20 protein-coding genes are annotated in these 24,337 nt (G+C 43.6%); 5 read left to right on the top strand and 15 right to left on the bottom strand.

Going from position 1 to position 24,337, the window contains the following annotated elements; translation table 11 throughout:
- The 13 genes from LDX50_RS29085 to LDX50_RS29025 all read right to left on the bottom strand — a co-directional run.
- A partial coding sequence (locus LDX50_RS29085) for a DcaP family trimeric outer membrane transporter (RefSeq protein ID WP_225699821.1) occupies window positions 1-914 on the bottom strand: 914 nt, incomplete at its 3' end.
- A 65-nt stretch (window positions 915-979) separates the two neighbouring features.
- Window positions 980-2,227 (bottom strand): threonine/serine exporter family protein, encoded by a 1,248-nt coding sequence (locus tag LDX50_RS29080; RefSeq protein WP_225699820.1) that lies wholly within the window; start codon window positions 2,225-2,227, stop codon window positions 980-982.
- A 37-nt stretch (window positions 2,228-2,264) separates the two neighbouring features.
- A complete protein-coding gene (locus LDX50_RS29075) occupies window positions 2,265-3,572 on the bottom strand; it encodes a serine hydrolase domain-containing protein (RefSeq protein ID WP_225699819.1) in 1,308 nt (435 codons plus the stop codon).
- Window positions 3,573-3,602: 30 nt separating this feature from the next.
- Entirely contained in the window at window positions 3,603-4,934 is a 1,332-nt protein-coding gene (locus tag LDX50_RS29070) for a serine hydrolase domain-containing protein (protein WP_225699818.1), read from the bottom strand.
- Window positions 4,935-4,947: 13 nt separating this feature from the next.
- Complete coding sequence (locus LDX50_RS29065; protein WP_225699817.1) at window positions 4,948-6,216, bottom strand: serine hydrolase domain-containing protein; 1,269 nt, start codon at window positions 6,214-6,216, stop codon at window positions 4,948-4,950.
- A gap of 7 nt (window positions 6,217-6,223) precedes the next feature.
- Window positions 6,224-7,207, bottom strand: a complete 984-nt coding sequence (locus LDX50_RS29060) for a CobW family GTP-binding protein (RefSeq protein WP_225699816.1) — start codon at window positions 7,205-7,207, stop codon at window positions 6,224-6,226.
- A 12-nt stretch (window positions 7,208-7,219) separates the two neighbouring features.
- Window positions 7,220-8,764 carry an amidohydrolase family protein gene (locus LDX50_RS29055; RefSeq protein WP_225699815.1) on the bottom strand — a complete coding sequence of 515 codons (1,545 nt, stop codon included), beginning with the start codon at window positions 8,762-8,764 and terminating at the stop codon, window positions 7,220-7,222.
- Window positions 8,765-8,868: 104 nt separating this feature from the next.
- Entirely contained in the window at window positions 8,869-10,242 is a 1,374-nt protein-coding gene (locus LDX50_RS29050; RefSeq protein ID WP_225699814.1) for a metal-dependent hydrolase family protein, read from the bottom strand.
- 152 nt (window positions 10,243-10,394) lie between these two features.
- Window positions 10,395-11,828 (bottom strand): serine hydrolase domain-containing protein, encoded by a 1,434-nt coding sequence (locus LDX50_RS29045; RefSeq protein ID WP_225699813.1) that lies wholly within the window; start codon window positions 11,826-11,828, stop codon window positions 10,395-10,397.
- A gap of 37 nt (window positions 11,829-11,865) precedes the next feature.
- Window positions 11,866-12,798, bottom strand: coding sequence for a class A beta-lactamase (gene bla / locus LDX50_RS29040; protein ID WP_225699812.1), 933 nt, complete (start codon window positions 12,796-12,798; stop codon window positions 11,866-11,868).
- Window positions 12,799-12,934: 136 nt separating this feature from the next.
- Window positions 12,935-14,608 (bottom strand): amidohydrolase family protein, encoded by a 1,674-nt coding sequence (locus LDX50_RS29035; protein WP_225699811.1) that lies wholly within the window; start codon window positions 14,606-14,608, stop codon window positions 12,935-12,937.
- Window positions 14,609-14,650: 42 nt separating this feature from the next.
- Window positions 14,651-14,893, bottom strand: coding sequence for a hypothetical protein (locus LDX50_RS29030; RefSeq protein WP_225699810.1), 243 nt, complete (start codon window positions 14,891-14,893; stop codon window positions 14,651-14,653).
- A 529-nt stretch (window positions 14,894-15,422) separates the two neighbouring features.
- Window positions 15,423-18,041, bottom strand: a complete 2,619-nt coding sequence (locus LDX50_RS29025; protein ID WP_225699809.1) for a LuxR C-terminal-related transcriptional regulator — start codon at window positions 18,039-18,041, stop codon at window positions 15,423-15,425.
- 220 nt (window positions 18,042-18,261) lie between these two features.
- Here LDX50_RS29025 and greB point away from each other — a divergent pair, with 220 nt between their 5' ends.
- Window positions 18,262-18,735 (top strand): transcription elongation factor GreB, encoded by a 474-nt coding sequence (gene greB / locus LDX50_RS29020; RefSeq protein WP_225699808.1) that lies wholly within the window; start codon window positions 18,262-18,264, stop codon window positions 18,733-18,735.
- Here the strand turns inward: greB and LDX50_RS29015 are convergent.
- Window positions 18,726-20,600, bottom strand: coding sequence for a hypothetical protein (locus LDX50_RS29015; RefSeq protein WP_225699807.1), 1,875 nt, complete (start codon window positions 20,598-20,600; stop codon window positions 18,726-18,728). The two genes, greB and LDX50_RS29015, sit on opposite strands and share 10 nt — an antisense overlap.
- Before the next feature lie 290 nt (window positions 20,601-20,890).
- On the opposite strand from LDX50_RS29015, the gene LDX50_RS29010 reads away from it, so the two are divergent.
- Window positions 20,891-21,373, top strand: a complete 483-nt coding sequence (locus LDX50_RS29010) for a hypothetical protein (RefSeq protein WP_225699806.1) — start codon at window positions 20,891-20,893, stop codon at window positions 21,371-21,373.
- A 94-nt stretch (window positions 21,374-21,467) separates the two neighbouring features.
- Window positions 21,468-22,037, top strand: a complete 570-nt coding sequence (locus LDX50_RS29005) for a class I SAM-dependent methyltransferase (protein WP_225699805.1) — start codon at window positions 21,468-21,470, stop codon at window positions 22,035-22,037.
- 49 nt (window positions 22,038-22,086) lie between these two features.
- Here the strand turns inward: LDX50_RS29005 and LDX50_RS29000 are convergent, their stop codons facing one another.
- Window positions 22,087-22,467, bottom strand: coding sequence for a hypothetical protein (locus LDX50_RS29000; RefSeq protein ID WP_225699804.1), 381 nt, complete (start codon window positions 22,465-22,467; stop codon window positions 22,087-22,089).
- A gap of 309 nt (window positions 22,468-22,776) precedes the next feature.
- Here LDX50_RS29000 and LDX50_RS28995 point away from each other — a divergent pair, with 309 nt between their 5' ends.
- Window positions 22,777-23,646 (top strand): CPBP family intramembrane glutamic endopeptidase, encoded by an 870-nt coding sequence (locus LDX50_RS28995; RefSeq protein WP_225699803.1) that lies wholly within the window; start codon window positions 22,777-22,779, stop codon window positions 23,644-23,646.
- Between the two features lies 1 nt (window position 23,647).
- The gene (locus tag LDX50_RS28990) at window positions 23,648-24,310 is read left to right on the top strand and encodes a CPBP family intramembrane glutamic endopeptidase (RefSeq protein ID WP_225699802.1); all 663 of its coding nucleotides are present in this window, start codon (window positions 23,648-23,650) and stop codon (window positions 24,308-24,310) included.
- The last annotated feature ends 27 nt before the right edge of the window (window positions 24,311-24,337 follow it).

The following is a 24,337-nucleotide window of genomic DNA, read 5'->3' as shown; positions in this document are numbered from 1 at the left end:
GCCATCCAACGGAACCAATGCTTTTTTGCACCAAAGTATTCACGCCCGCTAAAGCTAAAGCCCCAACCTAGTGCTCTGGAATTGGGCATTGCACCCAAACCATCCCATCGGAGTTGAAAAACCGATGCTCCTAAAAACAACCGTCCACCTGCAGCTGTTTTTTTTGTAATTCGGCCAGTCAAAAGAGGGAGTTGCTGGCTAGCTTGGCCAATAGTATCCCTGGCGTCAATACCCGGATACTCAAGCATTTCTAAGGCCAGCGCATACATAAACTTGCTTCCAAGTTTGTCTTCCCAACGTACTTGAGCTCTTCGCGTTCCGGTTAATGCATCACCTGCAGCAAAATCAATAGTAGCTGGTACGGCAAACAAATCTGATTGCGTACCCCAGGTTCTACCAACAAGTAATCGGCCCATTACACCGTATGCATGGCGGAGTCTTGGTGCTTGGTTAAAGGCCCCGCGATCGAGGTTGTAAAAGTCTAATTCAATAAATATCTGATAGGGACGTCCGGCCTCATTTATGCTTCGAATATCAAAATTGAACCTCGATTCGCGGGCATGCATATTCATGTAGCCGCTTTGCGCGGGGCGGCCATCTCCTGCTACAGGTGCATTTTGTATTTCATATTGAAACCGGTCGTATCCGCCATCAAAATCCTGGATGTAATCCAATTTCACATAGCCACCTATAGCCATCCGGGCTTTTCCGCCAAATAATGGCCATGAGTTCGGGAAAGCGGCATCTACCAAATCCTGCCCGGTATAATCAATCATATTATCTCTGAAGTCGCTAATTCGGATCGAATCGGATTTAGCTGTATTAAGCGTATCTCCCGGGTTCCACTGTTGGGCAAAAGCGGTTGAAAGTGCACAGACGCATAGCACTGTAGTTAAGAGCAAAAGTTTTTTCATTTTTTTTAGATAGTTAAAACCTGATAATAAAACCCACCTTTTGGGTTTTTGATAACTTTTTGTTGTTACAAACTAGGTTCAGGTCGCACAATGAAGAAGCCGATAAAGACCCCCGCCAAAACGGTTAGTGCTACAATGAACATTTGAATAAATTGATTCACTCCCATTACCATATCTCCACTGGCCATGCTGGCTAAACCGCGAAACCCAATGGTGCCACTCACCAGCATAACAATGGCAGGAATGAGCACAATGGAGACCGGTCGTCCCGTTTTACGACCCCAGAAGTTGGCAATAATTACAGCAGCGATTGTCCCTAGTAAATTACCCAGGTTAGCATTCATGATCGAACTTCCTGCCATAACCGCCAAAAACGCAATCCCAGAAATTAGTACCGACCAGGGTAAATCCCTGCGCGAAACCTGAAATGCCAGGGCCAATCCTACCAACAGCAACGGAAAATACAGAATCATCCACTTTTGATCTACCGGTGCTTGTGGTTCTGCCGTTGTTAAGGTTACCAAAGCAGTTGCAAGAGTGCCCCCAATTATGGCGCCTGTAATTTGTTTAATGAGTGTGATCAACCCTGCCTTCAGGTTGTATAAACCTGATGCTACGTGTTTCGTGACCAATTCGCCAGCGCCCAAACTGATGGAGTACCCCGGAAGAATAACGGCAATGGCCGAAAGAATGACTAAAACCAGGTTCAAATCAGGCACCCAATGTTTAACCATAGTTGCAAGAAAGCCCGTGACCAGTGCAGTTGTAAGCGGCATCCATTTCATCGCGGTATCACCTAAACGTGCCGAGAGTAAAACTATACCATAAACAATGATGCTAAATACCGCTACGAACAACGTATCTGTCCATCCAGCGCCCAAAAGTGGCGCTAAACCAACTCCGGTAAAAACATACCCGAGCATACTGGCAAACTTGCCCCAGGGAGGCGGTATCTGGTCAATGGCGTCAATGCGATGGTCAGCATCATTAACAGACAACGTCCCGGCTTTAATTTCTTTCAACACATCACCGAGCCTGGCGAGCTTGTCTAAATCAAAATCCGGCGGCGGGGTAGCCATTACTTCCACACGCTGTTGTGAGTCCGGCGTTTCCCGCAAGCCAAACCTAATTTCTACCGGTGTAGATTTAAATTCACCCTGATAGCCAAAGCCCTTGGCCAGGCTGGTTAAGAAAACTTCTAATCTGCCTGAAGTAGAGCCATATCTGTGAGCTGCTTCACCCACTTTTAAGATGAAACGCCATGCATCGTCAATGGAAACCTTTGGGCCCTCCGAGGATTTTGTCTTTGTCATATATGGCCTCTTTTTCTTTCTTGAATTTTATTTCCTTTTATTCTCCGTTCAGCATTTTTGCAGCAGCACGTTGAAATGCACCAGCCTTGAACTCACCGTAGCCATCTACAAATGGAGTCATTGAGAAGAATACACTTGCAAAATCACGCTTTGGATCTGCATAAATCATCTGACATAGGTTGCCGCTTTTGGCCATTGCACCATCTTCCCAAACATAATCCCATTGCAAGGTATTACCCATTGCTGCTTCGTTGAAGTCTATTCTTGATGTTTCAATTTTAGCACCTTTGGCGTAGCGATCTTTATCAATATTATCATAGAAAACCTTCAATAGATCCTCATCAACTATGCGTTCAGAAGAAACGGCGTTCCAACTTGGTGTAAACATGGTGGCAAATCGCGTGTAATCTTCCAGGGTAACAGCGACAAAGCCAAGTGGCAGCGCGAATCCGGTTGGACTCAATGGAAACAATACAGATCTTCTTGCATGTACTTTAGACCAAACACGCTCTTCGAAAATCAATCCCCAAGTCTTATTTTCAACGTTTTCAGCCAACTTGGTTAGTATAGCCGTATTGATAGATGCATAACGCATGACTTCGCCTTGCTTTTCATTACCCGGTAATTTTTGTTGATCCTGGGCAACCTCAAGCCAGGTTTCCAATTTTCCGGTGGTAGCCCTTGGGGTACCTGCACAGGCAGCAAGAAAACGCGTGACTGCTGAGTCAGGCTGTAGAATATGCTCTATGGTTTCTTCGTTGTCCAGAGCTGTACACATGTTTGCAACACTGTAAACTGTCACACCATCCCAGGCGGTGCCTTTTAACTCAGGTATGTAATCAGCAATATTTTTATTGACATCGATCTTACCTTCTTTGATCATTTGCGCTATAACAAGTCCACAGGTAATTTTCCCCGTAGAGGAAGTTAAGTGGCGGTCTGTTGGGCGCATACCCGGATAGCTTTCATAGACCACCTTGCCTTTGTGGATCATCATCATACCCTGTGCACGATATAAGGGATCATTCATGTACTCTTCCAAAGTAATATTACCCTTGCTCGTTTGTTGTCTAACATTGCGGATTTCCGGTCTGATATTTCGCACAAGGGGTCTATACTCCATACTTGGTGCCGATTCAGATGAAAACATGAATTCCTGCAAGTGCATGGCGTAGTATAAAGCATGATCTCCACCCATTTGGAAGTGAAAATTATTCCAGCTTTTACGCGCTTTGTCTACGTATTCCGGTGTAAAAACTTCTTTTGTTATTGCAGCACTAACGGGTAGTGTTACTCTTGCTCCATCTACTTTTAGAGCATCTTCAATTACTTTTGGGTTTTTCATTTTCCAATTATTGAATTAAATATTTAAGTATCATTTGCCAGCCAACAATTTTGCTGCTGTTCTCATAAAACCAGGTGCATAATCTGTCCCCGATGTATTGGCAGCAACACCAAAACCTATGGCGCAGAAATCACGTTTTGGATCTACATAAATCCCTTGACCATTGTTTCCATGTTTAAACATGGCACCATCATCAAATACATTATCCCACTGAATTCCATTTTTTGGTGGCGCTTCTCCATACCATTGGGTTGCCATATGTTGTTCTTCCGTATCTCTATAAACTTCATTCTTTCCGGTTTCGTGGAAAATCTTCCACATGTCATCGGTAATAATTTGCTCTTCAGCTACTTTGTTCCAACTTGGCGTGTATAACATGGCAAACTTCAGCATGTCTTCTGCCGTAGAGCTAAACATACCATAACCTACCCCCGTGCCATCTGGAGCAAGACATAAGAAGGCTGGCATACGGAAACCAACTTTTGACCAAACACGTTCTTGCAATATGGTTCCAAATGGTTTGTTTTCTATTTGCTCGCAGATGTATTGAAGCACTAAAGTATCTGCAGATGAATAACGCATGGTACTTGGTCCACCTGGTTTTTCACCATTTGGCAATTTTTTTGCCGTTTGCAATTGTTTCATGTATGGAACATCGTACAGGCCTAAGAATGTACTATGAAAATTATTAATCCACGATCCTGGCATTAATATGGACTTGAATGTTTCTTCAATATCCAATCCCACACACATAGTGGCAGCTGTCCATACCGGAATATCATCCCAAACGGTACCCTGAAGTTCTGGTATGTACTTACTACACATGTCTTTCATATCTACTTTTCCTTCAGCTACAAGCTGCGTAAAGACTAAAGACAGTGGTGTTTTACCAGCAGACATCCAAATGTGTAAATCACTAGGATTCATTCCGGGGAAAGATTCAAAAACCACTTTCCCCTTATGCATCATCATCATGGCTTGTTTTCTGGACTTACCAAACAAAAAGTCTTTTAGTTTCTCCGTCTGGGTACCTTCAGCTGTTTTAAACGTAAGGTTTTCAATCCTGGGATCGATATTTCGCTCCAGTTTAGCAACATCGTCAGCAGGCATAATAACTTGCTGATTCATGAATTGTGGCATGTGCAGGTAATAATAAGCTGCATCATCACCTGCTAGTTGCATGGGCCAAAAACCAAAACGCTGACTTACTTTGTAATAGTCGTCCTTTGAAAGTGGTTGTTTTAATTTTGAAATAGGTGTTGAGGCTTCTGAAACAAAAGAACCGGGCTGTTTACTTAATACAGCCATATCCGCTTGGGCTTTTGCCCATTTTTCATCGTCTGTTAGTTTTTTATTTTCCATTTTTAATTGAATTTTAATAACCTGATAACAATTTTGCTGCAGTTCTTAAATATCCTGGTGAATGATCCACACCGGAAATGGATTCGTCATTGGTAGCTAAACCAAAATAACAACCACAAAAATCACGTGCTGGGTCTACATAAATACCTTGTCCCATATTCCCATGTTTGAACATAGCGCCATCTTTAAAGGCGTGATCCCACTGGGCGGTATTGGTATAAGGTGTTTCCCCAAACCATCCTTTGCCCATAGTTTCCTCTCCGCAGCCTACATACGCCTTAGGGTTTCCAAAGTCCTGAATGAATTTCAACATCTTGTCGGAAATCACTTGTTCTTTAGCCACTTTGTTCCAGCTAGGTGTATAGAGCAGGGCATAACGAAGCATGTCTTCTATGGTTGATATATTCAACCCGGCTGCACCAGGTGTACCATCCGGGGCAAGGGCAACACTGAATGGATTTCTTGCTCCTATTTTTGACCATACACGCTGACCCCAGTATTCGTGCCAGGGCATTTGCGCGATATTCTCCACCATTACCACTAAAATCAAGGTGATGCACGTAGAATACCGGAATCTATCCCCCGGTTTTTCACCCGGTATGGGTTGAGCCGATTTTGCCCATTCTCGCCAACTGCTATGACCACTTTCAAAAGACCGTGTCATAAAACCGGCAATAAATGATTTGGGATTGGTCAAACTTTCAAAAGTTTCCTCAATGTCTAAGCCCGAAGACATGTTCATGGCGTTCTTCACAGAGACCGTATCCCAGGCTGTTCCTTTTAGATCCGGAACATAGTGGGTGATGGGCTTTTCAACATCTAGTTTGCCATCTTCCCATAACATCGTGGCCGTTAAACTTACCGTTGTTTTGGAGGCAGACATCCATACATGGGTGTTGCCTTCCTTCATCCCGGGGTAGGTTTCGAACACTACTTTTCCCTTGTGCGCCATAATCATGGCCTGCACCTGTTTTGGCCCATGAAGATACTCCTCCAGGGTTGGGTTTTTACTCCCATCCAGATTGTCAAAAGTGATGTCCAATAGTTCAGGATGATAGTCCCTTTCCAGTATGCTGGTTCCTGCCGGAGGCATAACGACGTGGGTTTTGAAAAATGCCGGAAGATTTAAGTTATAATATATCGAATCGTCGTTGCCTGTTTGCCAGTTCACAAAGCTGTAACGACTCGTTGCACCGTATACAAAGTCGAGTGGTTGTGGTTGTTTCCATTTAGACATGCGCGTTTCCATGTTCAGCATGTCGTTAATTCTGTCTTTGCTCATTTTGATTTTATTTTTCACTTATATCCAAACACTTATCAAGTGCATTTCTAATTCCTTCGATATTACAAGTTCCTTTTCGTGCAATAAAAACGAGTTGAGTGGCAGGGGTTATTTCCCCCCAGTTTCTTTCTTCAGAGAGAACGGTACGCCTTCCTACCATTTGAAGCAACAATCGCTTTGTAGGATTCTCCTTCGCGTAGATGAAGCCTTTAGCTCTGAAAAGTTCAGGGGGAAGATGATTCAATAATTGATTAAGAAGTGAAAGTTTAAAGGGACTTGTACTTTCGTAACTCCAGGATTCAAATGTAACCTCATGATGATGATCATGCGATAACTTTTCCGTTTGGTTATTTCTGTGTAAAGCTTTTCCTGCTTCAACACCTAACAACACCTCTATTGGTAACTTACATTTTTCGGAACGAAGAATTTGTGCGCGTTTATTAAGGGTACCAATCCAGTTTTCTACCTCGGATAGCGTTTCCTTATCGACTAAATCAATTTTATTAAGAATTATTAAATCTGCTCCGCCAACCTGTTGTTTAGCGAGTTTCATTTCTTGCTCAGGAATATTCAGTACTTGTTCGGCATCTACCACCGTTAAAACCCCATCAACCAATACATCATTTCTTATCTCACGCTGAAGAAAGGATCTGTATATACCCTCAGGGTCCGCCACCCCACTCGATTCAATAACAATCTGATCAGGCCTTTCTGCCAAATCCGATAATTTTAACACCGCAGTGATCAGATCAGCACGTATTGCACAGCATACGCAACCATTGGCCAAACTAATAACCCCATCGCTGACATCGGTAACCAAGTCCGCATCAATGTTGATAGCACCAAAATCATTCACTATCACTGCAATTCTTCTGCCATGGTCTGCGGTAAGAATATGGTTTAAAAGTGTGGTTTTACCCGCACCCAAAAACCCGGCTAAAATGGTGACCGGGATTGGGGTGTTTGTATTCCTGTTTTTGGAGTCTATCATTAAAGAGATAAATTAAGCTGTTATTTTAGCACGTATAGGCTTACCAGGTAGAGCATTGGTATCTAACTCTTCATCTCTAATTAAAAATGTGCCATTTATAATCACATGATGCATCCCTTTAGATAACCTTGCAGGATTACGGAAATCAGCCTGTTCAGATACAGTTTCCGGATCAAAAACTAGAATATCAGCATCGGCACCAACTTGTATTCTTGCCTTATTTTTCATTTCCGGAATAGAGTCTTCAAGAATATTGGCAGCGTTCAAAGACGTATATCGCATGGCATCCATCCAGCTGATTACACCACGTTCACGCACCCATTTCCTTAAAAAGCGGCAATAGTTTCCTGCAGCCCTTGGGTGGTTGCTTAAACCTTCTGGTAACGGCCATTCATCAGAATGGAAGAATTTTCCTTCTGAAGTAGTGTACGGCAGACCATCTGTAACCACTGCACCGCCTGGAAATAGAACGGACATATCAAGTAATGAAGCGTCATGTGCATTGTCATCTTCTCTCAAGTAGTGAATAATCGTAGATAAGTTAGGGTCTTCTTTTCTTGCTTTAACCACTTCTTCTTTTGTTTGGAAGTCTTTCATGGTTTTAACAGCAGTAAGGTCACTCCAATCAATTTCAAGACGTTCTTGAACATCTTCCGGATCAAATTCGTGAGCTCCTATTGGACCGTTTCCAGCTCCATAAGAATAGGCCTCAGTAGTGATTGGTATTCCAGCAGATTGTGCTGTTTTTATCAATTGACTAATGGAAGGAATATCTCGTAAACTCACACTGTTTAGGTGGCAAATATGTGTTTTTGCACCGGTGCTTGCCGCAAGGCCTATCATTTCCACAATATTTTTGGTCCCACTATTAGGGTCAACCATTGAAAGGTTTTGGATATGCGTATAGGTAGGCACATTATATTTCCTGGCAAGTTTCCAAATTCCTAATAATTCTTTCATTCCTGCACCTGGCGCATAGCCCCATGGCACTCCAACGCCAATACCTCCTTCTTTCAGGCCTTCTTCCGTCATGTCAAGGATCTTTTGTAGGGTTTCACCTTCAGCAACTGCCATAACCCATTCGGTGGCATCAAAAGATTCTAAAAACCATTCGACTGAAGGAACAGGCTTTCCGTTGACAGCTTTTTGTGGGCTGAACGTTACAATTCGTGCTCCACCCCAAGCCGAAGAAGCTCCATAGTTTATGGGTCGCCCTTCTTTAGCGCATTTATCGTAAAATTCGCTTACTGGTAATACACCAGATTCCAGGTCTAATGCAGTAGTCAAACCATCAAAGGCTTGAATACGATTGCTGCCAATATTTTGAGAATGTGCATGAAGATCAATAAAACCGGGACATACTATTTTTCCTGTCGCATCTACAACCTCCTTGCCCTTCAATGGATCAGCCGAAATTGCGGCAATTTTTTCACCGATTATTCCAACATTAAATATACCGTCGGTATAGGTTTCGGCATCGATTACCCGACCATTGGTTAAGACAACATCATAAACCACATCTGTAGCTTTTGTTTTCCTTGCATTTGATTCTTCCATTTGATTTCTTTTTTAATTCTTAATTCTAATTTTTAGGTTACCGATGTCACTCAGACAGAAGTCTCATTTAATGGGTATTATCTGAATACCAGTTCTTGAATTCGTTATTGAAGCGTGTTCTTGTAGATCTTACCGTCTTTCATGATCATTTTGATGTTATCAGTATTGGTTACAGCACCAAGGTCTTCAAGTGGATTCCCCTCGACCAAAAGAAGATCAGCGTATCCACCCTCTGAAACCGTACCCAGTGTGCCCTCTTGATAAGGGTTTCTCATTTCTCCGCTTAATGCCAATAATTCTCCGGCAGTGCTCGTTGCCATACGAAGGATTTCTACAGGTTTAAACCAACCAGATAAACGTTCCATCTGTTGTATTTGCTTGGCTGCTTCCTCTCGGGGAAGAAAGAACATATCTGTTCCATAAGTAACTTTAAGAGTAGGTATGTCTTTAATCATTTTATAAACACGCTCTGTTCCTTCGCAAACCATAGCCAGTTTGGCATTTGAAAAGTCATCTAATTGTGGTTCATTACATACTGTGAAAGGCTGCGTACTTAGAAAAATGCCTTCTTTAGCCATACGCTCCAAGGTTGCCTTATCAAGAAGTTGTCCATGCCCAACATCTTTGATACCCGCGTCTATAGCACGATTTATGGCAGAAGGGTGATAGGAATGAACGGTTACATAGGTTCCCCAATCGCCAGCAGTTTCAACTGCGGCCTTGATTTCATTATATGTATATTGATTACCCAATAATGGGTCTGCTGGAGAGGCATAACCACCACCTGCGGCTAATTTGATTTGAGAAGCACCCCTTTTTAGGTTTTCACGAACCGCTGTGAGCACTTGATCTACCCCATCTGCCAGATAAGCATGACCCTGATATTGCCAATCTGGAAGTCCACCGCCATACAGCATCGGATTTTCGTTGCCAAATCTGAAGTCAAAGTGACCGGCAGTTTGACAAATCAATGCTCCAGATGGATAGATTCTAGGACCCGGAATGAGACCTTCATCAATAGCTCTCTTTAAGCCAAAAACGTTACCACCCATATCCCTAACGCTAGTGACCCCTCGCATTAACATCTCTTTAGCGTCTACTGTTGCTCGCACATAACCATAACTGGCATGCCCTGTTATCATGCTCATTTGATCTATAGTGGTGTAAGCAAGATGTGCATGCGTATCAGTAAGTCCCGGCATTAGCGTTTTTCCACCCCCGTCAATGATGGTCACATTGTCGGTCTGCATGACCATTAACGGTTCTTTGGATATTTGTTTGATCAGGTTTCCTTCTACCAAAACATCCGCTTTGACTAGCTTATCTGATCTTCCGTCAAAGACTTGCACGTTGGTAAACAAGGTGATTTGCCTGGGTTGTTCCTGAGCAAAAAGCCCAAGGCTAAACATGTAAATTATGGCGAATACCATTGATCCTTTTATATTCATAATATACTGTCTTGATTGATTTTTCATCATCTGGAATTTTAATTTAGTAGGCCATTTAAGTCAATTACTTTGGCTTGACCACGTTAGCTGTATTTACTATGCGCGAGATATACAAACAAGGGACCGCTTCAAGAGCATGCACTTCTTTCAGGCGTGAATTGATCTATCCTTTGCCGACCCCGTTATTTGTCGAATACCGATCCGGCAAGTGAGAATTCGTCGACCGCTCCTTCGCCCCGAATAAAGATCCGGTGGTTGAATCGCACGTAGTTGAGTGCGCCAGACGGATCTTCGAGTAATTCGCCAAGGGCTCCCTCGTTTGGGCCTTCGGTGATGATGAACCAACCCTCGGCCGTGTTAGCCACATTAGCAGGCACGGGATCCGCTCCCTTGGTCAATGCGGAGAACTGAACAAACACATATTTGTCGCCCGCTTTCCGTATCTCGATATTCTGGGAATTACCCTTGAATACGCCAACAAAGGGGTCGAGCACAGACGGATCAACGCCTGATGCGACCGGATGCTTGGCCTCGAGTTTCGTGAAGGCTTTAACCATTGCGTCCGCAACTTTATTGTAGGCCTCGGCTCCGCGATCGCTGTTGACCAAAATCACTAGGGCAAAGTCGTGATCGGGAATCAGCTGTAGATAAGAACGCGTGCCGACCCAGGTCCCACCGTGGTTAGGACTGATGACCCCGTCATAGTCGTGGACGAACCATGTCAGTCCGGTAAATTCGCCGGCCATAGCTTCGACTGCAGGAGCGTGGGCATAGTCCAGTGCCTTTTTGGACAATAGTTGGTTCCCGGAGGCGTCCTTGCCGTCCAGCTGAAAACGGGCGTACTTCAACATGTCAGTAACCGTAGATCGGATACCGCCCGATGCTCCGGATGTAATCGGGAACGGCATAAAGATCGGCTTAAGATCATCGGTCTTACCTTCACCGTAGATTGGTGGATGACCCCATGCGTAATTTTCGGCAAGAGGTGTGGTGTCATAGTTGTAAGATGATGCATCCATTCCCAGCGGTTTCAGCAGATGCTCTTCTACTAAGTTCTCAATCGGTTTTCCGCCGACATGCGACACCACATGGCCAGCGAAAGTGATGGCGGAGTTATTGTACATCCAGGTTTGACCGAAGGGATAGATCTGCTTGAGGTAAGCCCCTTGGAGCGTCACCTTCTCGCTGATTGACCCACCCGGAGGAACAGGAAGGAACCCATGGTCACCATCCCAGCCAGCGCGATGGTGAAAAAGGTCAACGACACGTGCTTTTGACGTTGCATCTGCATCTGCGACCCTCCACCACGGCAAAAGGTCTACGACGCGGGCATTTAAATCCAGTAGACCTTGTTCTGACAGCTGCATAGCCACTGTAGAAAGGAAGGTTTTTGATACCGAACACATCTGGAAATGCGTATCAGGGGTAACGGCCTCGTTTGTGCCTACCTTGGTAATCCCAATACCTGTACTAAAAGAGTTGGTTCCATGAATGACGCCAAGAGCCATTCCCGGAACGTGCATTTCTTCCATGATTTTATTAGCTTCAGCGACAACCCTATCGAAGGTCGCCTGGCCCTCTTCCTTTGTCATTTTGATTTGTTGATTTTTATTCACGATTTTTCACTTTTAACTATAAATAATTGCATTTGCCTTAAGACTGTAAATAATAAAAGTCGTATAAGGACCGGGCAACTTCCGCAATCGCTCTTTCTCGATCAGCCTCAGATGATGTACTGCTATTGGTGAATACCGCAATGGCAAAGCGTCTGCCATCAGGTAGTGTAATAAAGCCAACGTCATTAGCCACACCGCCAATGGTTCCTGTTTTGTCAGCAACCGGGGTTCCTTTAGGTAAAAGGCCATGTAGTCTTTTCACACCTGTAGTGGTGCGGGACATAACACTTAAAAGGAATTCGCGGCTTTTCTCACTCAAGGCCTTACCGCTGTCGATAGCGAGAAGCAATTGCAGCATGGCATTTGGTGTGGTGTGGTCACGAGGGTCCTTTTCATAATCAAGGTTTACATCTGCGAGCTTTAACAAGACTTCTGGGTGTTTGGCATATGCTACTTCAGCAAAAGGTTGGTAGAGCCTCTCCTCTAAACCATAAAAGTCTCTTAGGATTTCGGATACATACCGGTCAACACGAAAATCTGTGATACCAATACTTCGCAACATCTTTGTTACCACTTCCGGGCCTCCAACTAATTCAAGTAAAAAGTCTGTTGCTGAATTGTCGCTATCCGTTATCATCGGTTCAATCAAATTGGCTACAGATAACTTGACCCCGGGATGAAATATATAAGTAACGAGCGGATTGGGTCCTGCGACCATCTTTTCTGCGGGGCAATCGATTAAATCCGTTAGTTTAAGCTTACCTTCATCAACCTGGCGAAGGACGGTGACTGCAATGGCCACTTTATAGGTACTTGCCATTACAAACGTTTCATCGCCATTTAAGGTGACCCTAAGCCCTGAGTCCAGTTCCTGAGCAGCCACACCAATGCGGCCAACTAGTCCTTGTGAAATTCTTTCAATTTTTTCAGAAATGCTTTTGTCAGCGAATACTGCTTGTGCTTCTTTCATGATTTTTTGTTTTAAATACTGTTAATTAATTTTATCTGATTTGAGTGCCTGGCTATATATTTCATGAGGTTTTCCTGCTGAAATAAAGAGGGTTAAAAGTGTTTTTTCAATTTATAAAGTTTGGGTATTAATTAATTTAAGATTGATTTGGATCAAACACTCTTGGTTCAATCTCTATTTCATCTAGTTTTCCTTTTTCCTGAACTGGAAAACGAATGGGTTTACCAGGGAACACTTTAAGTACCTCAGAATCTTTCACTACTATAACCCCATTGACCAATACATAGGGAATTCCGGTAGAAGGGATGGCTCCCATTCCTGGCGCATAGGTGGAGTTATCTGTAACGTTTTCCGGATCAAAAATGACAATATCGGCATCCATACCTTCCTGCATACGCCCTTTGGTCTTAAACTGTGGGATACCCGCCAATTCGTCAAAATATTTCGCATGTAAATAGCTCATTTTAGAAATAGCTTCCATCAAGGGCATAATTTTATCTTCACGAACCATGCGCAGAACCTTGGCCCGGGTACCTGCACTGCGCGGATGTACTGACTTGCCTTCATAAGGCTCCTCCCAATCATAATATTCCAGATTCTCATCTTGAATAGCCATACCGTCAGAGACGACGACTACTCCTGGCTGCGCCAACCATTTAGCGATGTCTTCAGGAGGGTTGTTGTATATCACAATCGCTCTGCCCGGATCATTCTTTCGCACGTCCTCGTACATCGCTTTATCCCAACGGGTGCCATCAAGATTGGAAACACTCGAATAGGTAATCCCCATCTGCGCCATACCAGCTTCAGTTAGAAGATCTGCAGAAGCAATAGTAGAACCTGCAGCATACGGATACACCTCACCCCATACCTTGGCACCTCTGTTTTCTCTTGCATCATTAATCATTGGAATAGTGTATTCCCAATCCATGTTGCTGTTTAGGTGTGAAGCCATGAAAGGTGCGTCCAAAACCAAAGCATTGGCCAGCATTTCCTGAACACCCAACTGCCCTTCTGTTGGCGGCCTTACACCCGCAAAGCGAACATGTCCATTGGTAACACGGCCGTATTTTGCTGCCAACTCCTGGTATTTATACAATTCGTATTGCGTAACTCCTGCTGTCATATAACCGACCGGAACGCCTACGCCCAATGCTCCTTGGCGAAGTCCTTCATCAACATAAGCCATAATCTGCGTCATTTCTTCTTTGTTAGGAAGAGTTGATGACCAACCCGGTTTGCGGCCTTCTTGTTGTGCTTTTACCGCAGCTGCTTTCACAGTGTGAGAGAATAAGCCACCCATATCATTACCAAGTGCGGCAATTTCAGGACCGTCTAATACAGATACACGTGCAAGCGTTGCAAGCACTACCATGCCGTAATTGCTTTGGGTTTTACCCTCCGCATCAGCGTACCATTTTGGAATATCTCCCGCTCCAGATTCAAAATCCATCTGGGTGGTCAAGCCATCACGTAAATTAACCTTGCGACTAAACTGATCTGTAGCATGTTGATGACCTTCAATAAAACCAGGTGCCACTACATGTCCGGTAGCATCAATGGTTTCTTTACCTTTAATGTCACTTTCGGTAATGATGGCTATTTTACCATCTTTGACACCCACATTTCTGATGCCGTCAAAATTGGTTTCTGGATCCATGACACGTCCATTAAGGATGACTACGTCAAATTCCTGATTGGGGTCAGCCGCTTTTTCAGTGTTTGTCTGATTACAGCTGCTGAAAATAAGGGCAGAAATAAAGAGGGTTAAAACTATTTTTTTCATGTTATAGGCTTTGGCTTCTTTCAATTGATTTATTCTTTTTTCAATGGTGCTTTTCCGACAACAAAGTTATTCTTGCAGGTGGGTATCGATATTCGTGTTTACCGCATTAACCGAGAGAATCTCATAGTGGATATCATTTAATGCGTTCAGCAATCCGAGTAAAGCAGACTGATCCGGCAACCACCCGACCAACGATATGGTATCCTGCCCAATTTCCTGGCGAATCTGCATATCATCAATGTAATTTATTAGTATCGGGGTAATCTTACCCGCCAATCGGATCTGGTATACAGCATTTTTAGCATTCATTAAACTTACTGATCGTCAGAACATTAATCTTTATAACTACAAACAAGGTAAGGACAAACAATGGTATTTCATCTCATACTTAAGTCGCAAAAAAGTCGGATTTTTACGGCATGAATCTGGATCGATTCATGACCTGATTACCAATTGGATTCTAAAAAATCCTTAAATACCTATATGAATTATAAGCCATTGAATTATATGGCGGATTCTCCCAGGAATAGAACTCCCCAGTGTTTTCTGATTATCGCCAGGGTAGCGTTTTTTTAAAAATCGTAGTGGAAAGATACTCGCGCCGGATTTGCAAGCGTGCCCCGGGCGTTCCAATAAAAGTTTCTCTATGGATACAGTTTTCCGAAATGAATTGTTAAGCAGGTACTTCGGGTATTGCGCAGACAGAAGTAATCAAAATTATCAAGACTACGGTGGACCACTTCTACTGTATCATTCGCCCGAAATCAAGAAGCATTTTATATTTTAGCTCGCGATAAGTAATTTCCTCTTTGTTAAGTTGTGCGGTTTTAAAATAGCCTTAATGTTCCTGCAAAATTCTTATCATCGAGGTGCGATTGGAAACGCCAAGTTTCTTATAAATATTGGTCAGGTGACTCTTGACGGTTACAGTAGAAATATTAAGTTGATCAGCAACCTCTTTATTATGCAGGCCTTTAGCAATGAGTTCAACCACTTCTTGTTCACGCGCTGTTAACATAGTATCATTCATGGCAGGAACATACGCTGACTTTTGCGGTGGAGAGTCTATACCAAATCTGGATAAAATACGGTTATACTCATCATTACGTGAAATTTCATTGAATAATTCAGGCATCACTCTGTATGCTTCCATGACCGGCCTGATCAAACCTTTTTTATCCGCCAGCATCAACGCTTCCTCTAAACATTTGGCGGCACGCTTTTTCTTTCCAAGACGCCAAAATGCCATCGCTTTAAGTAAAACAACGTCTATTCGCTGATACTGGTTATGAACACTTTCCAGCATGGTTTCCACTTCCTTGAGAACAGAAATCGCTTCCTCAACCCGAGTATATGAACCATGACTTATCAGGATTCGTAGCTTCGTCAGTTCAGGTACATCGATCAAAAACAAATAGGAAGATGGATACTGCTTCACCCGATCGGTTTTAGCCCAGCTCAATTCTTTTTCCCCCAGTCCGTTATGCCAGTTGACTCTTGCTTGTACTGAGTGGTAGTAATTTTGGAATTTTATGTCTTTCAGTTTTGCAGCCAATTCGCTCATTTGTTCAAGAAATGAAGCAGTTGCCTTTTCGTCATTTTTTAATGAGTTAATGAGAACTAACCCTGCCAGTGCATCAAAATAAGCCCGGTAATTAAACAACCCCTCAAATGCCAGGGCTTCTTTTAAGGCTTGTATAGCTTCATAATCATCGTAAAATTGAAATGCAACATTCCCCTGAAAATACAAAACCCATCCTTTTGCCATTCTTAAATCAGAATCCTGGAGAAAAAACAGCATCTTCCTTGAGTCATTATATGCCGACTCAAAATTTCCAGAAAGTAAGTGAACAAGCACTTTGCCATGTATGGCGCGTAAATGCATTTTTGATGATGGATTAAATTTCTCTTCAATCTCTTCAAGAGACTGTAATGCCAGCGTGGTTAAGCCAATCATCTGCGTGCTACTGGCCAATATCAATTCCCTTCGTCCGCCAAACATATAACTTTCATCATGGTACAACGCTTTAGATCGCTCCAGCGATTCTACCGCTTTTTTTGGGTCAGGTTTAACATACGTTAAAAAATACCCTAAATGGTACAGATATTGCGCAACGTTCTCGTCAGTTGAATTCTCAATGCCAACAGACTTTAGTGTTTCCAGGATCGACGAAAAATCCTCTAGGCCCCAGGTCTCTTCACAAACCAGTAATTCCGTCAGTAACATATCAACATTAGATTTGCGAATATGCCGGGGAATCTTATCAAGCCAGCGTTGTACAATCCACCAATGGCCCTGATCCAATATGCTAGCCCTATGTTTTGTGATCTGCTCGCAGGCAAATTCATAGTTTTTTGCTTTGATCGCATAATGGATGGCTTCTTCAACAAGATTCTTATTTAAAAACCATTCACTTATTTTAATATATAGTGGGTTGATTATAGTCGGTTCATTTCTTTCCAGTTGCTTCTTTAATATGTCACCAATTAGGTGGTGGAATCGATACCAGGTTCCGTCATCGCTTGTCGGAACTATAAAAAAATTTAATTCCTTCAATTTAGTCAGGAAAACAGATGCGCTCCCTGATTCTTTAAAGACATGTGAAAATATAGATTCGAGGAGCTCCTCACTGTATTGATCGCAAAGCGAAGAGAGTTGCAATTGCTTAAAAAACACAGGATCTAATTTATCACTAATGTGACCCATCAGGCTATCCAAATTGGTGGACAGCGTAAAGGATTTTTCCTCGTGTGCCTGTGGACTCGGAAAAGATCCGGCCACTAGTATGATCCGAATAGCCAAAATCCATCCTTCCGTTCGTAAAATCAGTTCATTAAGTTGGTCATCAGAGAAGGATTCGATTCGCTCCTTTCTTAAAAAATCTCGAATATTATTTTGGTCAAACTTAAGGTCTTGGGCTCTGAGATCAAGCATTTTATGATAGAGCCGTAAACCACGCAATCGAAAAGGCGGATCCCTGCGCGTAATGATTACTAAACGAAACATCTTGATGTCTTCATTGATGATCGCATCCATCAACGTCTGGATTTCCTGATTTCTGATCAGGTGATAGTCATCCATAATCAGCCGAATGGGTTTTGTTAACCCATTAAGCTCATTCACTATTCTGTCAATAACAGCTTCCCATGAAAGTAAATAGTTCTCCCGCTCCCAATTCTTAAAGCCATTTAATTCGGCGCCACCTACTTCACTTAGCGTATAAGTAAAATAAGATAGGAAAGTAGATGGATCATTCATGCTTTCATCGAGTGAGAGCCATGCGTAATCATTCTCCTGCTCCAGCCATTGACTAATTAATACACTCTTACCATAGCCAGCAGGTGCCGAGACTAATATTAGCGGTAAATGACTACTCCTTTTTAGTCGTTCAACAAGATGCGGTCGCTGAAGGAGATCGGAAGAGAGTCTGGGTCTATTTAATCGAGTTTGAAGCATTGTGACTTAAGTAACATTGAAATTAGTAAAAGTTTTATAAATCCTATTGCCTTTCTATTAATCACCTTATAGTCATTCGCAACTTTCAGCATATAAAATTCTCAACAACAGATTTTTACAATGGTTGTCGAATGATACCTTTGCCTTTCCCAAACACTTGTATAACTCATCAATTTTCATTTCCCTTGCATTATTGTCCATATGCATTGAATTTCACACCATGAGAACACCCATGATCACCCCGGAAGGGATGCAAAAGCTGAAGGATGAACTAAACCATCTCTGGAAAGTAGAGCGCGTTGAAACCACGAAAAAGGTTTCCTGGGCTGCCAGCCTGGGTGACCGATCTGAAAATGCGGATTACCACTACAACAAAAAACGCCTCCGCGAAATTGACAGGCGCATTCTGTATCTGCGTAAATGTATCGATGATTTTAAGGTCGTGGAATACCATCCGCACCAGGAAGGCAAGGTAATGTTTGGCGCCTGGGTGGAAATTGAAAATGATAAGGGCCTTAAAAAACACCTTCGTATCGTGGGCTATGAAGAACTCATAGGTATGAAAGACTATATTTCCATGGACTCCCCCATGGCGCAGGCCCTGTTAAAAAAAGAAGTTGGGGATGAAGTGGTTGTAAAAACCACCGCAGGTGAATTCAAATGGCGAATTAATAAAATTGAGTATCAGAAATAACGCCTCCATTGAAATCCCAAACGGATAGCCAGATACCAGACGTTTTTCAAAACAATATCTTCAGCAGATTCTGAAGTTATCGTTTTGACCTTTGAGGGAATATCCACGCCAATTGAAAACTGGAATTTCAATATAGCGCTTTGGGTATTGGAGAAGGTTCTTGTTGGCTGGTACTCTAAAAATGGAAAATCCCATTTTGTGGATCTGTAGGTCACGAAGGATGTGCTGCTGAAGTTACTGTTGGGAATAACCAGTGACTCATCTATGCGGCCGATTCCATAAAAAGAGACACCAACCTCCCTGCCCAGGACAAATTGAAAGCGTCCAATGGGTGTTGAAATGCCTGATTGCCATGGAATCAATCCGCCATTGCCGGCGGTGACCGCCATGCGTTGAAGTGTTTTGGGTGAAGCCCACGAAAGAATCGGTGCAACCAGGATCAGATCACCGGGTATAAGCCAGAAGGGCAAACGCACCCGCACGTTGTAGGCAGACCTTCCCGGAATGGTCGATGTAACAGAACTTCTTGTCACCGATCTGTTGGGATCTGTAAACTGGCTGGTGGTCGGTGAATCCTGCCGCCATCCAAACTGGATGAACGCCAGGCCGTCCCCTGCCTTGTTCATAACCCCATCAAGTCCCAGTCCGAATACCAGGTTTGCTTCAATACTTCCGATTAAAGCCTTTTCATTCTGATCAACGCCAAATCCTCCGTTCAATGAACTGGTCTCCACTGATGATGAAGCGCCAATAAACGGACCTAGCTCGGCACGAAACCGTTCCAATTGACCCAGGCCTTCAGAAAGCCCGGGCTTTGGAGTACCCATGAGTACTGCATTGAGTAACTCCATGTCAAATTCGGTTTTCGGCATATTGTCATTTGCACAAACATCGAAGGTATCAGGCGAAATTTCCGAAACATTTGATGGCTGAAGTGTATCACCTGTTTCGCTCACCATGGCAGAGCAAAATTGTTCCAGGCTTGTCTGAACCGCCTTTGCAACTACCGCGGCATCCTCCGGACGCATATACGCATCTCCCGTGAGTACAAGGCCCCGGTTACTCCAGGTTTCAGCCTCCAGGCCGGCTTCGTTGTAATGATCATGCGTTCCTTTACGTTCGGCCAGGGATCCCCAGGAGCCGACCACATGTCCTGCCGCATAGACATCCTCTATAAAGTGAATTGCGAATGCTTCGTTAGCCAAAGCCGCCAAAAGAAAAGCCGATTTTTGCTCCTGCGAAAGATCCGTCCTTTTTGAAAGCGCCAGAGTTTCCAACGCCTTCGTATGGTAATATGCGTATGCTCCGATGGCATTCAGCGGGGCTCCCTCCTGCAGGCTGCGCATAAAGTATTGATCAAGACCTTCATTAACGGAATTTCTTTCAAGAAGAAAGTGAACATTATTTGTACCTGCCCTGGTAGCGTAATCCAGATCTGCCCGTTGCAGCCTGATGTCAGAATTACGGATTGCATTGACAGTCTGATCCGGTCGTTTGGCCTTTGCCAGATCAATGCGTAGTCTTTCTGCAATATGGTCCACTTTCAAAATCCAGTCACTCAGAAGGATAATATCCATCATTTGCACCGGAGAACAACTATGATCCCCGGCAATCGCAGGCCAGGAAGCCAGGTCAAGAACCTCCGTGTCTAGCCCATACTCGGGATTTACAAGGAAAACCGAAAGCCGGTTCTCATGCCCTATCCGCACCTGTGCCCAGATCGACTCAAGAATCCTTTTCTGATCCGGACTTAGTTGCTGTATAGCCATTGCCGTGATTTGCCTGTGCTCCGGGTAAACCCATGCTGAAACCACACCTGGCAATGTGAATACAATGAGAACAAGACAAATTAACGATCTAACCATAACTGCTGAATTGAAATAGGGTTGATAAAAAATAATCTTCGGTCAAACATCCGGACAGTTAAGTTAAGAAAAAACAGCTTCAGGCCGCGCATAAGATCAGGTTGAATTGTGCTTCTCGCAAGATTGGCTGCGCCTTACTTACCCTCTGCCAATACTGGAATCTGGAGATAATTTTGAACTGCAACTGCCTCTCATCCTGACCAACGTCATGGCAAATGATGCGCCATTTTATTATATTCTATAAGACGATTAAAAAAAATAATTGTCACGTCCCTTTAAATTTTAGTGTCATGAAACGGTTATTAAATTTCTTCATTTTAATCTCATTGATTTCGTTCACTTTCGCTTGTAATTCGGATGAGGACGAAGACGAATTAACTAAGAACGGTCCGTTCGCAATCAGCGAGCTTGCCGGTTCCTGGGATGCCACGAAAGCCCAGTTCAGCGTTAACGCCACCTCTGTTGATATTGTACAGGATGGTGGATCTGCAGAAATGACCGTACAATCAAGCGGACGCTTTATCCTCACGCTGGATCCGGTGGATCGTGATGCCTATACGGTTAGCGGAGAAATGATCTGGGAGAAGTGGCAGGGAACCTATTACTTTGCAATTATATGGGATGACTATCCGGGTGATTGGGATACCTACGGCCATACATACGATGGAAATACTCTTACACTGAACGGTGGAAGCGATACCGGGGAATATGACTTCAACAACGACGGAAATTTCGAATCATGCTCTGTTCATTTCATCTTTGAGCGATCATGAGGTGATAAGAATGATAGGCACAGACATTATTTTCGTAATCCTATTATGTGCGTTGATAATATGAGTACACGATTGGTGTACGCCAATATCAGAAATGACAATATCCTACGACAAACATTACAAGACAGAAAACCTTTTCGGCCATCCGTATCCTGAGTTGATTAAGTTCTTTGATCAGTTGACCCGGAGGGGCCGAGTGTTGGATCTTGGTTGCGGACAAGGACGTGATGCGATTGCGCTTGCGAGAATAGGCTTTACAGTTACGGGAATTGACCATTCTACAGTCGGTGTTGACCAGATGAACAGGATTGCTGTGGAAGAAAACCTTAGTTTAACAGGCCTGGTAGGTAATATTTATGAGTTTAACGACCTTGAGCCATTTGACTTTATTCTTCTTGACAGCATGTTCCATTTCACCAAATCAGACCGGGCACGGGAAGTCGGACTGGTCCAAAATATCATTTCAAAAGCCAGGTCCGGCTGCCTGATTGTTTTCTGTATTCAGGACACGGGGAACAAAGTTAAAATTCTCATTGAAGCAATTAACTCCATTGAGCGGCAGAAGACCCTCGTCGACCAGAAGTTCTGTTATGTGTATAAAAATGGCCGGCATACTTCCGAGACAAACTATCGAATGATTGTAGTTGAAAAATCGAATGTTTGATATTCCAGAAACTGAAAGTACCCGAGTGCCCTGAGATTGATCTATTAAATTATATCAAAAATCCCACCAGCTTAGCCTTGCGCTTATAGGGCTTCAGCTTCTTTTTCACATTCTTTTTATACTGCTTAAAGGTATCCACACCCAGGATATCCTCGAACACGCTGGAATTTTTTTTCTGCAGATCCTTGAATTTGATCATCTTCTCATCCGCACTGTCATTCCCATTTGCAATATCAAAAATGTTGTCCACGATACCCTTATTCGTTTCCTTGATCTTCTCCTGCTTGTCTGCCCCGATATCGAGCCCTTCAAAGCTGTTCATTGCTTTGAGAATTTCGGTTTTCTCCAACCCCCCGGTCTGTGAATATACATTCGTCATGGAAAAGGCTATTATCAAGGCCGGAAGCATAAAAAGTCTGATTATTTTCATAGTAGTGCGGTTTAAATTTGAGCAGGATAATTTACATACCCGACCTTATTTCTTCAAGTGGATCTGAAAATAAATTTATGTTAATCACCTGATAATCAATTTTCTCTTTCCTATTCTCATTCCCTTTCTCATTCTCATTCCCATTCTCCTTCTCATTCCCTTTCTCATTCTCATTCTCATTCTGATTCTCAACCCGTTTTCCCCCTTGTTCAATCAGAATTTCCCCGGGTTCAGGTGATTCCCCTGTCCTCCTACCCTTCTAACCGGCATATTTGAGCATTGTCATTGACTCATTTAACTCAAAATGCCATGAAAACAAACAACAAAACCTTTACAAAAACCCTGATCAGCGTGATCGGAATGATCTACCTGCTTGGAATTATTCCCGGATGGGCCGGACAGTCGCTGGCCGATGCTGGTTTGGTCGAAGGCCAGATGCAGTTTCTAATCCAGGGCCTGATCTTTACCGGGCTTGTCATCCCTGGTGTACTCTTCATTCGCAAATATGGCGGATTGTCATTTGACCTTGGACTATCCAATGGTTCTACTTCAATTCGGCAGTTCCTGAAAGGTGCAGGCTTGCTGGTGATCCCTATCATCGTTATTCTTACTATTGTTCAATGGATGGGCTGGGCAGAAATAATCTTCCACGCTGATGTCAATTTCATTCAACCATTATTGATCGGGTTCTTTGCCGTACTGCTCCATGAAGCCATCCCGGAGGAACTGTTGGTACGCGGACTGCTTTATGGAGTGCTCCGCACCCGTCTGGGAAAATGGACTTCCGCACTGCTAACTGTAATTGTTTTTGTGCTGTGGCCCGTGGTGGTTGTAAACATTCAGCATTATCTACTAGGAATGACGATCAACGTCGGCGGCGCCGACTCGATTCAGGCCGGCTATATGATCACTATGTTCATCTTTGGCTGCTTTACCATCTTCCTACGAATTTTCTCCGGATCTGTCTGGATGGGTGTGGGCTTCCATTGCCTGTTCGTTTATATCAATAAGCTGTTCAGTCCTACCGATGCCAGCCTGATCCAAATATCAGAAGTCACCAACACCACAGCAATTCAAATCACCGCCATCAGCTGCTATGTTCTGATCATCGTTTACATGGCAATCAGGTCCTATTTAAATCGAAGAAATCAATCGGTTTCAACTCAAACAGCCGTATAAAATGATGCCTGTAACTGAAACCATCACTACAAGTAGACAAACTTATCTATTTGAAATTCTGATTATTGCATTAGTTTTTACAGTCAACGAATTGTTCTTTGCCTCCATTAAGTACTCAAGCCAGGTGGCAGAGGTGATTTGCCTTGTGCTGATCACCTGGTTCTTCAGCAGAAGAGGTATTGGCTGGAAAGATGTGGGGCTCAAAAGACCCGCCAACTGGTGGAAGGCCATCGGATACTTCATCGCGTGTGTGGTTACGATCGGCGTAATTTTCAACTTCGTTATCCAGCCGCTCTTCCCCCATGGGGCTAATCAAATTGGGGATGGCTCGCCTCTTTCCCTTCCGGAAATGCTCTTCCGGCTCATAGTAATCGGCATTGGAACCGCCGCTATCGGGGAGGAATTGTTATTTAGGGGATTTTTACTGAATAATATCAACGCACTGGCCGGAAGCAAACCCATTGGCACAATCATGGCAATCATCCTCCAGGCGCTATGCTTCGCGATCCTGCATTCCGGCGTGCAGGGCATGGTTTCTGCCGGGGTGATCGGTATTATCCTCGGCGTATTTTATGTGCTATCCGGAAGGAATCTCCTGGTGGTCATGGCCGCTCATGCAGTGCCCGATGTGTTATCGATCATTTCAGCTTATCAGGCTCAATAGTGATTAATTTGAATAAATTTATCATTA

The organism is Fulvivirga sedimenti (assembly GCF_020328055.1).
The sequence above is the reverse complement of the archived record's forward strand: the minus strand, read 5'-3'. Positions and strand labels throughout refer to the sequence as shown.